Source organism: Pseudomonas sp. 6D_7.1_Bac1 (assembly GCF_025465945.1).
Taxonomy (GTDB): Bacteria; Pseudomonadota; Gammaproteobacteria; order Pseudomonadales; family Pseudomonadaceae; genus Aquipseudomonas.
In genome coordinates, this window is the sequence record NZ_JANLNW010000064.1 from 1 (window position 1) to 15,710 (window position 15,710).

Here is a 15,710-nt window from a genome sequence, read left to right on the forward strand (position 1 = left end):
TATTTTCGTCCAATATTGGCGAGCCGCCCCGCCCCAAAAATGGACTGCGCGCAACTGACTGGGCCCCTTCCCCCGTTCGGAGCACGCCATGAGCAACAACAGTAAAACACAGCCCGAAACGGGCACCGCCGAACCGCACTTTCTCGGCACACGGATTCGTGGCCTGCGCAAACGGCGGGGCATGACCCTGGCGGAACTGGCGCAATTGAGTGAACTGACAGCGGGCTATATCAGCCAGCTCGAACGCAACCTCGCCTACCCGTCGATCCCCGCGCTGTTCAACATCGCCCGCAGCCTGGGCGTGACCATCCAGTGGTTCTTCGCCAGCGAAGCCAACACTGCGCCCGAAGACAACGGTTACGTGGTGCGTAAAAACAGCCGCATGAGCGTGCATTACGAAGATGGCATCGTCGACCAGCTGTTGACCCCGCAACCCAACCGCCAGCTGGAAATGCTCCACTCACGCTTCCCGCCGGGCACCTACAGCCAGGAAAGCTACAGCCACGAAGGCGAAGAAGCCGGCTATCTGCTGTCGGGCAGTTTCGAGTTGTGGGTCGGGGAACGTTATTTTCAGCTCAATGAAGGTGACAGCTTCAGCTTTTCGAGCCAGGAACCCCACCGATATGGCAACCCGGGCGATGTAGATGCCGTGGTGGTCTGGGTGATTACGCCGCCAACCTTCTAACGACGCACGCGCCCATTCGGCTGAGTGGCGCAAGTGCGCTTGAGGGTGTCACTCGGCAATTCCTTGAACAAGGCCCGGTAGCTGCTGGAAAACCGGCCAAGGTGCCAGAACGACCAGTTCATCGCCACTTCGGCCACGGTCGTTTCCGTCGGTGTGCGGCTCAGCAGTTCACGACGCGCACTGTTGAGCCGGCGCAGGCGCAGCCACTGCGTTGGCGCTATGCCAGTGTAGGTTTTGAACGCGTGTTGCAACTGGCGCAGTGAGACTTCGGCGACCTGTGAGAGCTCCAGCAAATTAAGATTCTCCTCCGGGGTGTCCGCTGCCCATTCACCGATCCGCCTCATGATCGTTCGCTCCCCTGCCCGACGCTGCAACGCCCCGCGATCCAGACAGACACACGCGTTGTCGAGAATGAACAAGCAGTCGTCCAGCAGCTGCTGGGTCAGCGCTTCCTTGCTCGGCGGGTCGATGGTTTGCGACAACCGGGTCAGGGTTCCGCTCAGCCAGCGGCTGAACAGCGCGTTCTGCTGAGAATTGAGCGGGGCCATGAACAAACCCTCCAGCCGCTCGACGCTCAGACCGTGGCGCTGAACGAACTCCGGGCCGAACACCACGGCCACTTCCTGGTAGTTCTCCGGAGTGATCCAGATGTTGCGGCTTTCGCCGTTCAACAGATAAAGCGCGTTGTCACTGCGGTCGAAACAGAACGCCAGCGAGCCCGGTGGCGCGCTGAAATTCTGCTCGACGCGGGTGTTCATGCACTCCTCGTAAATCTGCACCCCTTGCAGGTCCAGATAGCGCACCTGGCCTGCGAAATGCCCGGGCGACATCTGCTGATAGTGCTGCACCCACCCAGGGGTCGCCCGTATCTGTTCGGCGACATCAGCGGTGTTGAAAGCCTGCACGTGCAAGGGGTTTGACTCTGTCATGGAATGACCTGTGCGCACTTTTTTGGTGCGTTCTAGTTCTGCTTAAAGTGGATAGATGGAACGAAACGCCTCGCCCAAGATAGTCGTCAACGCGCTACAGGGGAAGTCTCTTGCCGCTTGTACGGGATGCAGAGAAACACTCTGGCGCTGATAAAACCAACAACGAGGTCTTTATGAATGCCCCTTTCGATCAGCTGTACACATGGCTGAAAGATCACAAGATTACCGAAGTCGAATGCGTGGTCAGTGACCTGACCGGCATTGCACGCGGCAAAATTGCACCCACCAACAAGTTCCTGCATGAGCGAGGCATGCGCCTGCCGGAAAGTGTGTTGTTGCAAACGGTAACCGGGGATTTTGTCGACGACGACATCTACTACGACCTGCTCGACCCGGCTGATATCGACATGGTTTGCAAGCCCGTTGCCGACGCCGTTTATGTGGTGCCTTGGGCCATCGAACCGACCGCCATCGTGATTCACGACACCTTCGACAAGCTCGGCAATCCGATCGAACTGTCGCCGCGCAACGTGTTGAAGAAAGTCCTGAAACTCTACGCTGACAAGGGCTGGCAGCCTATCGTCGCGCCGGAAATGGAGTTCTACCTGACCCAACGCTGCGAAGACCCGGACTTGCCACTCAAGGCCCCCTTGGGCCGTTCCGGTCGAGCCGAAAGCGGTCGTCAGTCGTTCTCCATCGACGCGGCCAACGAATTTGATCCGCTGTTCGAAGACGTCTACGACTGGTGCGAACTGCAAGGTCTGGACCTCGACACGCTGATCCACGAAGACGGCCCGGCCCAGATGGAAATCAACTTCCGTCACGGTGACGCGCTGGATCTGGCCGACCAGATCACCGTGTTCAAGCGCACCCTGCGCGAAGCGGCGCTCAAGCACAACGTTACCGCCACCTTCATGGCCAAGCCCATTGGCGATGAGCCGGGTAGCGCGATGCACTTGCACCAGAGCGTGGTCGACATCGCTACCGGCAAGCCGATCTTCGCCACAGACGACGGTCAGATGAGCGAGCTGTTCCTGCACCACATCGGCGGCCTGCAAAAGTACATTCCAAAACTGCTGCCGATGTTCGCGCCCAACGTCAACTCGTTCCGCCGCTTCCTGCCGGACACCTCGGCACCGGTCAACGTCGAATGGGGCGAAGAAAACCGCACCGTTGGTTTGCGTGTGCCGACCTCAAGCCCCGACGCCATGCGCGTGGAAAACCGCCTGCCGGGCGCCGATGCCAACCCGTACCTGGCCATTGCCGCCAGCCTGTTGTGCGGTTACCTGGGCATGATCGAACGCATCGATCCGAGCGCACCAGTGCAGGGCCGAGCCTATGAGCGACGCAACCTGCGCCTGCCGATCACCATCGAGGATGCGCTGGCGCACATGGAAGACTGCCCGACCATCGAGCGTTATCTGGGGACCAAATTCGTGCGCGGCTACGTCGCCGTCAAACGCGCCGAACACGAAAACTTCAAGCGGGTGATCAGTTCCTGGGAACGGGAGTTCCTGTTGCTGAGCGTCTGACGGCACGTCAGATAAAGCATGAAACCTGTGGGAGCGAGCAGGCTCCGGGCGGCGTTCCGACGATGACGGTGCATGAGTCAATGTTGATGTGACTGCCATGTCCTCATCGCGAGCAGGCTCGCTCCCACAAGGACAGCACTTGACTGACCGGCAGTAGCGCCCGGTGCAACAAACAAATCCAACACATCGAAAACAATCATTCAAAGGGGTGTCGAAATGCGTCTATTGAAATCAGTTGTTCCCGCAGCGCTTGCGCTGTTGTGCAGTGTCGGCGCGCAAGCGCAGCCGAGCGTCAGTGTGTACAACTGGACCGACTATATCGGTACGACCACCCTCGCCGACTTCCAGGCGAAAACCGGTATCAAGGTCATCTACGACGTATTCGACTCCAACGAAACCCTGGAAGGCAAACTGCTCGCCGGGCGTACCGGGTATGACGTGGTGGTGCCTTCCAACCACTTCCTGGCCCGTCAGGTCAAAGCCGGGGCGTTCCTCAAACTGGACCGCTCGCAGCTGCCGAACTGGAAAAACCTCGACCCTAAATTGCTGACGCTGCTGGAGAAGAACGACCCGGGTAACGAACACTCGGTGCCGTACCTGTGGGGCACTAACGGCATCGGTTACAACGTCGACAAGATCAAGCAAGTGCTGGGCATCGATCACATCGATTCCTGGGCCGTGCTGTTCGAACCGGAAAACCTGAAAAAGCTCACCCAATGCGGCGTGTCGATGATGGATTCGGCGGATGAAGTGTTCCCGGCGATCCTCAACTACATGGGCATGGACCCACGCAGCTCGAATGTCGAAGACTACAAAAAAGCCGAAGCCAAGCTGCTGACGCTGCGTCCGTACATCACCTACTTCCACTCCTCCAAGTACGTGTCGGACCTGGCCAACGGCGACATCTGCATCGCGTTCGGCTATTCGGGGGACGTGTTCCAGGCAGCGAACCGCGCCAAGGAAGCGAAGAACGGCGTGAACATCGCCTATGCGATTCCCAAGGAAGGCAGCAACCTGTGGTTCGACTTGCTCGCCGTGCCCGCTGACGCCAGCAATGCCAAGCAAGCCCACGAATTCATCAACTACCTGCTGGAGCCAGAGGTGATCGCCAAAGTCAGCGCCACCGTCGGTTACGCCAACCCCAACCCTGCGGCCAAGCAGTTCATGGACGCGGAGCTGGTGAACAACCCTGAGGTTTACCCCTCCCAGGCGGTGCTGGACAAGCTGTACATCTCGACCACGCCGACACCGGAAATCATGCGTCTGATGACCCGGTCCTGGAGCAAAGTGAAGTCCAACAAATGAATCAGGCAATGGCTATGAACCCGTCGACGGAACACGCCCGCTCCTATTACAACGCCTCGGCCAAAGCGATGGTGCAACACCCGACGCTGATGTCGGATCTTGCGGCCGATGTCTGCGTGATTGGCGGCGGTTTTACCGGCGTGAACACGGCCATTGAGCTGGCCCAGCGCGGGCTCTCGGTGATTCTGCTGGAGGGCCGGCGGATCGGCTGGGGCGCCAGCGGCCGCAACGGCGGGCAGTTGATCCGTGGCATTGGCCATGATGTATCGGGCTTTGCCCGCTACGTCGGCCAGGAGGGCGTGCGCTACCTGGAGCGTGCGGGCATTGAATCGGTCGAGGTGGTGGGCAATCGCGTCCGCCAGCACGGCATCGACTGCGACCTGCGTTGGGGCTTCTGCGAGCTGGCCAATACACCCGCACAGTTCGCCGCATTTCAGGTTGAACAGCAAACCCTGAACGCCCAGGGTTATGCCCACGAAACCCGCCTCGTCAGACCCGAAGACATGCGCCAGGTGGTGAATTCCGGTGTTTACGCCGGCGGCCTGGTGGACATGGGCTCCGGCCATCTGCACCCACTCAATCTGGTACTCGGCGAGGCTCGGGTCGCCGAGTCGCTGGGGGTGCGGATCTTCGAGCAAAGCCCGGTGCTGGAGATCATCCATGGCAGCACCGTACAGGTTCGTTGCGCGAGCGGCACGGTGCGCGCCGGCAGTCTGGTGTTGGCCTGCAATGCGCATCTGGAGGAGCTTGAGCCAAAGCTCAGCGGCAAGGTGCTGCCGGCGGGCAGCTACATCATCGCCACCGAGCCGTTATCGGCGCAGGCTGCCGCCGAGTTGATTCCGCAGAATCTGGCACTGTGCGATCAGAAGGTCGGTCTCGACTACTACCGGCTTTCGGCAGACCGGCGCCTGCTGTTTGGTGGCGCCTGTCACTATTCGGGGCGCGATCCAGCGGATATCACTGCCTACATGCGCCCGCACATGCTCAAGGTGTTCCCACAACTGGCCAACGTGCGCATCGACTATCAATGGGGCGGCCGAATTGGCATTTCTGCCAACCGCTTCCCTCAGGTCGGGCGTTTGCCAGAGCACCCGAATGTGTTTTACGCCCAGGGTTATTCGGGGCATGGTCTTAACGTCACGCACTGGACTGCGCGCTTGCTGGGCGAGGCGATTCACGCCGGGCACAGCCAGGGTATGGATGTATTCAGCGCCGTGCCGCACATTACCTTTCCAGGTGGACGCGCCTTGCGCACGCCGCTCCTGGCATTGGGCATGTTGTGGTATCGCCTGCGTGAAATGCTTGGTTGAGGCACCTGGTCTTTACTTCAGTAATGACTGAGGAGCTTCGTGCAATGGCCACGATCGAACTGCACCGCGCACAACGGGACGAACTGGACTGCATCGAAAACCTGATGCAGTTCTACATGTACGACTTCAGCGAATGGCTGCCGCTGAAGATCGGCGCCCATGGTTTTTTCAATATTCAGCCAAAACTCGACTACTGGAGAAAGCCTGCGACGCAGCCGTTCCTGATCAAGGTTGACGGGGACATCGCCGGGTTTGTGACGGTTGACGACGAGGTTCGTTTTGACGACGTGCAGTACAACATCGGCTATCTTTTCGTCAGCCGCCACTATCGAGGTCTTGGCGTCGGGAAGTTTGTGGTGTCTGCCCTGCTCCAGCAGCTTCCCGGCCAGTGGCAGATTTTCCACATCGACGCCAACCAGCCGGCGCAGATGTTTTGGGCCAAGGTCATCCCGGAACTGACCCAGGGTGAGTTCACTCGCCACCAACTGACTGTCGACGGTTACCCGTGCACGCTGTTCAAGTTCCGCTACCTGGCGAATCAAGCAGCCTTCAGGCAGTGAATGATGCTGGCAATGACTGGCGTACTGCCGTCGCTGCGTCCAGACTCTGGTCACTAGCCGATCCCCTGCGCTGACGATTCGAGGCCCTGTGCATGCTGCTTTTCCTGTTACCTCAGGCTGACTACGACCCCACCGAAAGCAGCGTGCCCTGGCAGGCCTTGCACGACGCCGGGATCGAGGTGCGTTTTGCGACGCCGCACGGTTTGCCGGCCTATGCCGACGCGCGCCTGGTGGACATCGGTTTCGGGCCGCTGAATTCGCTGCTGATGACCCGCAGGGAGGATCTTCAGCATTACGCCGCCATGACCGCCGACGAGAGTTTTCGCTCACCCATGGCCTACGCCGGGGTAGACCCCGAGCAGTTCGAGGGGCTGGTGATCCCCGGCGGCCATGCCAAGGGCATGCGCAGCTTGCTGGAATCCGAAGCTGCACGGCGGATCGTCCGGCACTTCTTTGATGCAGAGAAACCGGTCGCGGCGGTCTGCCACGGCGTATTGCTGCTGGCCCGTACGCCGGATGCCGACAACGCACGCTCGGTGCTGCACGGACGCAAGGTGACCGCGTTGCTGGCCAACACCATGGAGTTGCCCGCCTGGCTGGTCACGGCCCCCTGGCTCGGCCGTTACTACCGCACGTACCCGCAAACGGTGCAGGCCGAAGTCACAGCAGCATTGGCCCGGCCGAACGACTTCCTGCCAGGGCCACTGTTCCCGCAGCGTGATTCGGCCGACAAGCCACAACGCGGGTTTACCGTACGCGACGGCAACCTGCTGACCGCACGCTGGCCGGGGGATTGCCACCGCTTTGCAGCGGAACTGGTCAGCATGGTGCGCCAGACTCGCGGTATTCAAACCCCGAGCCGGGCCGACTGGAAAGTCGGCATGCATTGACGGTGACCGGGCGTCTCACCCGCGCCCGCTGACCGACCACCAGCGCGGCAGCAACTGCTGAACCTTGCTTTCGCCAAAGCGATCATCGATCAACATCACGACGCCTTGATCCTGTTGGGTGCGGATCACCCGTCCGGCGGCTTGCACCACCTTCTGCACACCGGGAAACAGGTAGGTGTAGTCGTAACCGGCACCAAAGATCGCGGCCATACGCTGTTTCAGTTGCTCGTTCACCGGGTTCAGTTGCGCCAATCCCAAGGTCGCGATGAAGGCCCCGATCAGCCGTGAACCTGGCAAGTCGATACCTTCACCAAACGCCCCGCCCAACACCGCAAAGCCGATGCCTTGGCTGGCTGGCGTGAACTGTTGAAGGAACTCCTGACGCCGGGCTTCGTCCATGCCACGTGACTGTGACCACTGGTTGATCTGCGGCCACGTCTCGGCGAACAACTGCGCCACTTGTTGCAGATAATCAAAGCTGCTGAAAAACGCCAGGTAGTTGCCGGGGCGCTCCATGAACTGTCGGGCCATCAGCTCGACAATCGGCCCAAGCGAGGCTTGCCGGTGCACGAACCGGGTGGAGATCCGGCTGACGATCTGCACCTTGAGCTGTTCGGCGCTGAACGGCGACTCGACGTCGATCCACACCGTGGTCGCCGGCAACCCGAGCAAGTCGGCGTAATAGCGCTGCGGACTCAAGGTCGCGGAAAACAGCACCGTACTGCGTGCCGCCGTCAGACGCGGGCGGATAAAGCCGGCCGGTACCACGTTGCGCAGGCACAGCTGCGACAGGCTGCGCGTGCTACTGAGGTCACGCTTGCTGATGTCGAACAGGAAGTGCTCATCGAACAGCTCGGCCACCCGACCAAATTGCAACGCGTCGAAGTAGAAGCCCTGCAACGCAGCGTCCAGCCCTTGCGGGTGATCGTTGAGGTAATCGCCGATAGCCGCCGTGCAGAGCGACAGTGCCTGCAACAATTTGTCCGGGGCCTTGGCGTAGGCCTGATAAGGGCCGATTTGTTCTTTGTGCAGCGCATTCCATTCGCGGTTGACCCGCTGCAAGCCCTTTTTCAGAACCTCGGGGGCGCTTTTACGCACTGCATTCAGGGTGAATTGATCGAGGCTGGCGCTGTACATCTGCCGGCCGCGCTCCACCAGGTTATGGGCCTCGTCCACCAGCACCGCGACCTTCCACTGGTTGGCCTGGGCCAAACCGAACAACAACGCACTGAAGTCAAAATAGTAGTTGTAGTCGGCAACCACCACGTCGGCCCAGCGGGCCATTTCCTGACTCAGGTAATACGGACACACCTGATGTTCCAGGGCAATCTGGCGCAGCGCTGCCTGATTAAGCAGTGTCACCTGACTCGCCGCCTCACGGGCCGCCGGCAAACGGTCGTAAAAGCCCTTCGCCAACGGGCAGGATTCGCCGTGGCAGGCTTTGTCCGGGTGCTCGCAGGCTTTGTCGCGAGCAATCATCTCAAGCACTCGCAACGGTAAACCGTCGCTGCCGTCGACGATCACCTGGGTCGCATCCAGCGCCAGTTTGCGCCCGGGCGTCTTGGCCGTGAGGAAGAACACCTTGTCCAGTTGCTGCGGCGCCAACGCCTTGAGCATCGGAAACAGCGTGCCCACCGTCTTGCCGATGCCGGTCGGCGCCTGAGCCATCAGGCAGCGACCGGTGCTGACCGCTTTGAACACCGATTCGGCGAGGTTACGTTGCCCCGGCCGAAAGTCCGGGTACGGGAAACGCAACACCTGCGCTGCCTGATTACGCGCTTCACGATGAGCCATTTCCTGTTCGGCCCACTGCAGAAACAGCCCGCAGTGCAACGTGAAGAAGCGCTCGAGCTCCACCGCGCTCCAGGTTTCGACCAGGCTGGTTTCCTTTTCGCTGACAATGTCGAAATACACCAGTGCCAGATTGATCTCGGCCAATTGCAGCTTCTGGCACATCAACCAGCCGTAGATTTGCGCCTGCGCCCAATGCAACTGACGATGGTTGGCCGGCATCCGCTCAAGTTCGCCACGATAAGTCTTGATTTCTTCGAGGCGGTTCTGGCCGGGGTCATAACCGTCCGCCCTGCCCCTGACCTTCAACTGCCGATATTCGCCTTCAAGGGCGACTTCGTTTTGATAGGTCTCGCTGCGCCGCGAAGCGACAGTACGATGGCCAACAATGCCTTCCAGGGCGGTCGGCGACGGGGTGAAGCGCAGGTCGAGGTCACCGACCTTGGCGGTAAACTCGCACAACGCACGCACCGCAACGCTATAGCTCACGCCTCGGGTTCCGCCCATTGCACGTAGCAAACCGCGATGGGCATCTGATGCTCGTGGCAGAACTCCAGCCAACGCAGCTGGTTGTCTTGCAGGCGGTCACCTGGTCCTTTGACCTCGATCATCCGGTAGGTCTTGTGCTGCGGCCAAAACTGGATCAGATCCGGCATCCCGGCGCGATTGGCCTTGATGTCCAGCAACAGGCGGTTGAACCAGTGCTTGAGGTGTTCGGCCGGCAGACAGGCCAGCGCCTGTTCAAGCAGTTCCTCGGTCAGCACGCCCCAGAACACAAAGGGCGACTGCACACCCGATTTGACGCGAAAACGCAGACGGATGGTCTCGGCATAACGTCCATCGTCCAGCTCCGCCAGGCAGGCCTGGAACAGGTCGGCACGTCGGAAGTGGAAGTCCTCGTTGAGCAGGTCCACCGGGCCGCGCTGGAACGGGTGAAAAAACGCCCCCGGCAACGGTGCGAAGATCGCCGGCCAGCAGAGCAATCCGAACAACGAGTTGATCAGGCTATTCTCGACGTAATGCACTGGCGCCGTGGGTTCATCGAGATGAGCCTGAACGTGGAATTCGACCGACAGCGCCGGGTCGATTCGCGACAGGCTCAGTTCCAGACGCTCCACCTCGCGTGCCTTGACCCGTGGCGTCGGCGGCCCGCCAAGTTTGCGCCGCAACCGGGGCAGCACCCGCAACAGCTGTTGCTGCTCGGCGGCGCTCTCCGGCGCTTGTTCGGCGTAGGTCGCCAACTCCAGGGCCAATTGAATTTCAGTGCAGCGCTCCAGCACCCGGATCAAGCGCAACCTGGCGCCGGGGTATGCGCATGCGCGATAGATCGTCAGCGCAGCCGAGAAGTCGGTGATGCGCTCGCAGTGTTGCCCGATCTGAAACAGCAGCTTGGCGCGCCGCCGCTCAAGCCAAGGGTTGGCGGTTTGCAGTGCCTGGATCTGTTCGACGACCTGCGCCAGCGCCTCCCCGGCCTCGAAACGCAGCAGACAATCGTGCAGATAGAGAAAGGCCTCCACGTCGTCACGACTGCGCAAGCCTCGGGACTCGGCGCAAAACTCGACTTTCTCGTAGGTATAGATGCCAAGATCAGCCAGCACGAACTCCGACCAATCCTGATACAGGTTGCCGAAGAACATCAGCCGCAGGCGGTCACACAGCGCCATGATGGTCAGGCTCAACAACCGCTCATCCAGCATCGGGCACCAGGCTTTGAAGGCCTGCGGCTCGTCGAACTGCTCACGTAGAGCGGTCAGCCAGTCGGTTTTTTTCGCTTTGGGGTGTTCGATGGTCGCGCTGAAACACTGAAGAATCTCCGGTTTGAGCAGCACCTCGAACAGCTCGTCAATCGACAGCGGCACCTGCTCGTCTACCCAGCCAAGGTTCAGCAAGGGTTCCGCCGCGCGGGCGATTTCGCCGATCTCGGTGTAGTGCAACTTGCCGAGGCGAAAATGCAGGCCCTTGCGCATGACCATTCTCACCAGCAACGCCTGAGAGGCGCGCGGCAACTGGCCGAAATCAACGATGAACTGCTGCTCTTCCACGCTGAGCACGTCGGCATAGCGTTGCTCAAGCCAGGCCAGCACTTGTTGGAAGTTGTTCAGGTAATAGAACGGATCGTCGAGCGGATTGACTGTCACAGAAGGAAAGCGCCATGGCGAGCGGATACTGGTTATGCATACAGATATCAGTTAAGCCACGGTGCTGGCAAATGCAAAAAGACCAGCGGGCGGTTTTGCCGGTGCCAGTCAAGCTCGGCGAACGCAAAACCTGTGGCGAGGGAGCTTGCTCCCGCTGGGTTGCGAAGCAACCCTGATATCAACCACCGCAATTATTCAGATGGACCGCGATTGCCGGATTACGACCGCTTCGCGGCCGAGCGGGAGCAAGCTCCCTCGCCACAAATGTCTGCCAGACGAAAGAATTACGTTAAAGGTCTCAGGGCGTCTGCAGTGTGGGGTCTTGCCCCGGAATACTGTTATCGCAGGAAATGTACTGCCCGCCTCGCTGCAGCAATTGCCCTCTGATCGTTTGGCAACGCTCGTACTCCCGGGCATTCGCGTTATCGATGCTGATGTTGCCGGTCACTGGCGGCGGCTTGCCGTCACCCAGGCTGAGTTTCACCCAAGGTTGTTCGGGCTGAATCTGAAAACGGCTTTTCTCGGGTTCAGGCGCGGTCTGTTCGACCTGTGTGGGCATTGGCAGTTGATCGGCAGTCACGCCGTATCGGTTCAGAATCGAGCCATGAGGCAACTCCTCAGCCATCGCGCTTGCCGATAAAACCATCAGCGCTGCTGCGACTGCCTGCCTCTTGCTGGTACTCACTGTGTTCAATCTCCTGTTTTCAGTTCACCGCGTCTGGCGTCTGTGCCGCGCGAAGGGGGGTGTCTCTTGTTGGAAACCCATGGCCTGGCCGCTGCTTGAATGCCAACGCAGAAAAAACCCGGCAAAGCGCTTTTGTCAGGCATTGGAGCCTTCCCAGTGGCGACAAGTCACTCAGCCCGGAAAAGCCCGGCGCGAAACATCGTTCGCGCCGGGCTTTTTAACGTCAGGCGATGACCACGCCTGAACTGGCCAGATGATCGAGCCCAACCCCGACCAGCGTCACCGAGTCGTTGCCGAAGCTCAGCACGGTATCGCTGCCGACCGCTTTGGCGTGATCGTGCACGTCATAGCTCTGGCCGACGCCCTGCACGCCCATGAACACCAGTTTGTCGCTGGCCTGGTAGCCGAGGATCCGGTCGTTGCCGAAGTGGCCGCTGAACAGGAAGGTATTGTTGCCACCGCCCGACTCCATCAGGTCGTTGCCGGTACCGCCAACCAACACGTTATTGCCTTTACCGCCGATCAAATGGTCGTTGCCGTCCAGGCCAAACAACCACTCGCCACTCGCGTCGGCCTTGAGGACGTTGTCGCCCGCCCCCCCTTTGAGCGATGCCGCATACGGAGTCAGGTGGTTCCCCGCGAGCAGGCCTTTGTCGGTGACGCTATGGGTCACGTCATCCTTGAACAAGCCCCAGAGGAACCCCGGCTCTTTGCTGGTGATGCTGCCGATGTCGCGGGTGATACTGATCCCGCCGTACGCATCGCGCACGTACAGGGTGCCAGCACCGTCGTTGGCAAACTCGAAGTTTTTCACCGACTGCTGCAGGTCCAGGGTATTGCTGCCCTTACCGCCCAGGATGATGTTGTAACCACCCGCATCCCTGAAGGTATCGTTGCCGTCGCCACCCTCCAGGTAGTCATTGCCTTTGCCGCCCTGGATCAGATTGTCACCGTTACTGCCGATGATGAAGGTGCTGCCCTTGTGGGGCTCGGCGTTGCGGTTGAGGTCCTGAACCCAGGTGTTAGCGCGTGCCGGATCCGAGAGGTTGGCGACGATAATCGTCGAGTCCTTGTTCATCAGGTCGTAGAACTTCGAATCCAGCACCCGGGTCATGCCATCGCCGTAACCGGTGGGCAGATGGGAAATCCAGGTCGGGACGTTGAGGATCGAAAACGGCAGCAGGTTCCAGGCGGCCGAAGCGTAATAGTCGTTGAAGCTGACGATGTTGTTGGTTGCCGAATCCTGATGGGCATCGTGCACGCCCACCGATGACAGGTTGAACGTTGAACCGTCCAGCGCGCGGAATACCGGATCGTTTTCGTAACCGATGTTCAGCACTTTGTCGGTGCTGCTTTGAGTCGGCGACGCGTAGGCGATGTAGTTGGAATCCTTGTAGAACCCGTTCCAGTGATCGCCGCTCAGGTCCGCCAGGCTATTGACTGCCAGACCGCCGAGGCTGTGGCCGCTGACCAACACGTCCTTGCCACTCAAACCATTGGCTGCGGCAAATGCGGCGACATCCTTGAGCAACGAACCAAAGGCTTCACCGGTGTAGTTCTTGGCGTAGTCCTTGGGCCCCAGCGCCGCCATCAGGTCGTTGATCACATCGCCGATGGAATCCGAGATTTCTATTTCACGCGGGCCGCTGGTGCCACGGAAGGCGACACCGATTTCCGTGAGATGCCCTTGAGCGTCGTGCTTGCCGAGGATCTCGACTTCAGCCGTGGTGTAACCGGCTTTCTCGCCGAAATAGGTTCCCCGTACATCGACCTTGCCGCCATAGCCTAATTGGCTGGCGGTGATCGGTGTCCAGCCAGCCTTTTGCACGGCGTCCAGCGCGGCTTTTTCAGAATCGGGGTTCCACGGAATGCCGGGAACCACCCCTTGCGAATCCGTGCCACCGATCAGCCCGGCGACGAGCGTCGCCGGAAGTCCGAGGCCAAAACCATTGTGCTGATAGCCCGTGGCGAAGCCATTGTCGAGGTTGTGATAGGAATACAGCGTGATCGCCAGCGCATCGGAAAACAGCGCTTTTGAATCGGCTGAGTTGAGGTTTTTGTAGTCATAAACACCCATGGTATTGCCTCTCTCTTTGTTGAAATTTGTCAGAGATAGCTCACGCAGCAGGAACGCCCCGTAGCACGGGACGTTCCGGCGTATTAGTGCAATGCCTTGTGTTGCGGGTTAAACAAATACGATCCCCGCACCTGAGAGGTTGTCCAGGCCGACACCGACCAGCGTCACCGCGTAGTCGCCGACCTTGAGCAGCGTGTCGTTACCCGATTGCGAAACATGCTGGCTGTAGTCATAGCCCTGCCCCGCACCTTGAACCCCCATGAACACCAGTTTGTCGCTGCCCTGGTAGCCATTGATGGTGTCGAAGCCGAACGCGCCGCTGAACAGGAAAGTGTTGTTGCCGCCGTGGGCATACATGACGTCATTGCCCCCGCCGCCCACGAACGTCACCTGGCTTTTGTCACTGCGCAGCACGTCGTTGCCCGACAACCCGAACAGCCAGTCACCGTAGGCGGTCGCCACCAGCGAATTGCCGTAGGCATCGCCATTGAGCGAGTGGTTGTAGTGCGTCAGCTCGGTGCCGGCCAACAGGCCCTTGTCGGTGACGCTGTAGGTGACGTCCTTGTTGAGCAGGCCCCACATGGCCCCCGACTCCTTGCTCACCAGCGCACCGATGTCGCGGGTCATGCTGATGCCGCCGTAGCTGTCGCGCACATACAGCGTGCCGTCGCCATCGTTGGCAAAGGTGAAGTTCTTCAGCGGTTGTTGCAGCTCGAAAACGTTCTGCCCCTTGCCGCCGAGCAGGATGTTGTAGCCGCCCGCGTCCCGGAAGGTGTCATTGCCGTCGCCACCTTCAAGGAAGTCGTTACCTTTGCCGCCCCGCAGCAGATCGTTGCTGTCGGTGCCGATGATGAAGGTCGTGCCGGTGTGTGTTTCACCACTGCGACCCAGGTCTTCGATCCAGGTACTGGCGCGCAACGACTCCGACAACGTGGAAACGATGATGGTCGAGTCCTTGCTGGTGAGGTCGTAGAAGCCCGAGCCAATCACCCGGTTCAAGCCTTCGGCATACCCGAGGGAGCTGTGAGCCGCCCAGTGCTGCGGGTTGGCAATGCTGAACGGAGTCATCTGGGTGGATGCATAGTGGTCGTTGAAGTTGACGATGTTGTTGGTCGCCGACTCTTGGGGCTTGTCGTGTTTGTACAGCGATGAACTGGTGAAGGTGGTGCCGTCGAGCACACGAAACACCGGGTCGTTTTCGTAGCCGATGTTCAACACATGCGTGCTCGCCGAGCTTTGGGTCGGCGAAGCGAAGGTCACGTAGTTGGCGTCCTTGTAGTAACCGCCCCAGTGGTCGGCACTCAATTCGGCCACGCTGTTGGCGCCCAGACCGCCCAGACTGTGGCCGGTAATCAGCACGTCCTTGGCGTTCAGGCCCTTGCTGCCGGCAAACGCGGCGACGTCCTTGAGCAAGGTGTCGAAGGCGCTTTTGGCGTAGTTCTTCGCATAGTCTTTCGGGCCGACAGCAGCCAGCAGATTGTTCTTCATGTCGCCGTAGGTATCGCTGTAACCCAGGCCACCGGTCCCGCGAAACGCGATGCCGAGGGAGATCAGCTTGCCCGCAGTGTCGTACTTGGCCAGCACCTCGGCTTCGGCGCTGGTGAAGCCATCCTGCTCGCCAAAATACGTGCCCTGGGCACCCACCTTGCCCTGATAGCCCAATTGTCCGGCGGTGACCGGCTTCCAGCCGGAGGCCAATGGCTTGCCGGTCGGCGTGTAGGCGTACAGCGTCAATGCGATCGCATCGCTGTACAACGCCTTGCCGGCTTCGCCGCTGAACGTCCTGTAATCAAAAACACCCATTTTCT

At 60.1% G+C, this 15,710-nt stretch carries 12 protein-coding genes; 6 read left to right on the forward strand and 6 right to left on the reverse strand.

Going from position 1 to position 15,710, the window contains the following annotated elements; all coding sequences use genetic code 11:
* Positions 1–88: 88 nt before the first annotated feature.
* Positions 89–685, forward strand: coding sequence for a cupin domain-containing protein (locus NTD87_RS17125; RefSeq protein WP_262115197.1), 597 nt, complete (start codon positions 89–91; stop codon positions 683–685).
* On the opposite strand, the gene NTD87_RS17130 is transcribed toward NTD87_RS17125, so the two are convergent.
* Positions 682–1,614 carry a helix-turn-helix domain-containing protein gene (locus NTD87_RS17130; protein ID WP_262115198.1) on the reverse strand — a complete coding sequence of 311 codons (933 nt, stop codon included), beginning with the start codon at positions 1,612–1,614 and terminating at the stop codon, positions 682–684. The two genes, NTD87_RS17125 and NTD87_RS17130, sit on opposite strands and share 4 nt — an antisense overlap.
* A gap of 173 nt (positions 1,615–1,787) precedes the next feature.
* On the opposite strand from NTD87_RS17130, the gene NTD87_RS17135 reads away from it, so the two are divergent.
* The 5 genes from NTD87_RS17135 to NTD87_RS17155 all read left to right on the forward strand — a co-directional run bounded on the left by NTD87_RS17135 (position 1,788) and on the right by NTD87_RS17155 (position 7,211).
* The gene (locus tag NTD87_RS17135) at positions 1,788–3,146 is read left to right on the forward strand and encodes a glutamine synthetase family protein (protein ID WP_262115199.1); all 1,359 of its coding nucleotides are present in this window, start codon (positions 1,788–1,790) and stop codon (positions 3,144–3,146) included.
* A 216-nt stretch (positions 3,147–3,362) separates the two neighbouring features.
* On the forward strand, positions 3,363–4,451 hold the full coding sequence (locus NTD87_RS17140; protein WP_262115200.1) for a polyamine ABC transporter substrate-binding protein: 1,089 nt from the start codon (positions 3,363–3,365) through the stop codon (positions 4,449–4,451).
* Between the two features lie 14 nt (positions 4,452–4,465).
* The gene (locus tag NTD87_RS17145; protein ID WP_262115201.1) at positions 4,466–5,761 is read left to right on the forward strand and encodes an NAD(P)/FAD-dependent oxidoreductase; all 1,296 of its coding nucleotides are present in this window, start codon (positions 4,466–4,468) and stop codon (positions 5,759–5,761) included.
* Between the two features lie 44 nt (positions 5,762–5,805).
* Positions 5,806–6,321, forward strand: a complete 516-nt coding sequence (locus tag NTD87_RS17150; protein WP_262115202.1) for a GNAT family N-acetyltransferase — start codon at positions 5,806–5,808, stop codon at positions 6,319–6,321.
* A gap of 92 nt (positions 6,322–6,413) precedes the next feature.
* On the forward strand, positions 6,414–7,211 hold the full coding sequence (locus tag NTD87_RS17155; RefSeq protein ID WP_262115203.1) for a type 1 glutamine amidotransferase domain-containing protein: 798 nt from the start codon (positions 6,414–6,416) through the stop codon (positions 7,209–7,211).
* Between the two features lie 15 nt (positions 7,212–7,226).
* Here the strand turns inward: NTD87_RS17155 and NTD87_RS17160 are convergent, their stop codons facing one another.
* The 5 genes from NTD87_RS17160 to NTD87_RS17180 form a co-directional block, all read right to left on the reverse strand.
* Positions 7,227–9,491 carry an ATP-dependent DNA helicase gene (locus tag NTD87_RS17160; RefSeq protein WP_262115204.1) on the reverse strand — a complete coding sequence of 755 codons (2,265 nt, stop codon included), beginning with the start codon at positions 9,489–9,491 and terminating at the stop codon, positions 7,227–7,229.
* Positions 9,488–11,140, reverse strand: a complete 1,653-nt coding sequence (locus tag NTD87_RS17165) for a VRR-NUC domain-containing protein (protein WP_262115205.1) — start codon at positions 11,138–11,140, stop codon at positions 9,488–9,490. Before NTD87_RS17165 ends, NTD87_RS17160 begins: the two co-directional genes overlap by 4 nt.
* Positions 11,141–11,438: 298 nt before the next feature.
* Positions 11,439–11,825 (reverse strand): hypothetical protein, encoded by a 387-nt coding sequence (locus NTD87_RS17170; RefSeq protein ID WP_262115206.1) that lies wholly within the window; start codon positions 11,823–11,825, stop codon positions 11,439–11,441.
* A 223-nt stretch (positions 11,826–12,048) separates the two neighbouring features.
* Positions 12,049–13,902, reverse strand: coding sequence for a polyurethanase (locus tag NTD87_RS17175; RefSeq protein ID WP_262115209.1), 1,854 nt, complete (start codon positions 13,900–13,902; stop codon positions 12,049–12,051).
* A gap of 108 nt (positions 13,903–14,010) precedes the next feature.
* The gene (locus NTD87_RS17180) at positions 14,011–15,705 is read right to left on the reverse strand and encodes a polyurethanase (protein WP_262115210.1); all 1,695 of its coding nucleotides are present in this window, start codon (positions 15,703–15,705) and stop codon (positions 14,011–14,013) included.
* Positions 15,706–15,710: the final 5 nt, after the last annotated feature.

Coding starts and splice junctions, on each gene's coding strand:
- NTD87_RS17125 (WP_262115197.1), top strand. CDS start 89: ATGAGCAACAACAGTAAAACACAGCCCGAAACGGGCACCGCCGAACCG.
- NTD87_RS17130 (WP_262115198.1), bottom strand. CDS start 1,614: ATGACAGAGTCAAACCCCTTGCACGTGCAGGCTTTCAACACCGCTGAT.
- NTD87_RS17135 (WP_262115199.1), top strand. CDS start 1,788: ATGAATGCCCCTTTCGATCAGCTGTACACATGGCTGAAAGATCACAAG.
- NTD87_RS17140 (WP_262115200.1), top strand. CDS start 3,363: ATGCGTCTATTGAAATCAGTTGTTCCCGCAGCGCTTGCGCTGTTGTGC.
- NTD87_RS17145 (WP_262115201.1), top strand. CDS start 4,466: ATGAACCCGTCGACGGAACACGCCCGCTCCTATTACAACGCCTCGGCC.
- NTD87_RS17150 (WP_262115202.1), top strand. CDS start 5,806: ATGGCCACGATCGAACTGCACCGCGCACAACGGGACGAACTGGACTGC.
- NTD87_RS17155 (WP_262115203.1), top strand. CDS start 6,414: ATGCTGCTTTTCCTGTTACCTCAGGCTGACTACGACCCCACCGAAAGC.
- NTD87_RS17175 (WP_262115209.1), bottom strand. CDS start 13,902: ATGGGTGTTTATGACTACAAAAACCTCAACTCAGCCGATTCAAAAGCG.
- NTD87_RS17180 (WP_262115210.1), bottom strand. CDS start 15,705: ATGGGTGTTTTTGATTACAGGACGTTCAGCGGCGAAGCCGGCAAGGCG.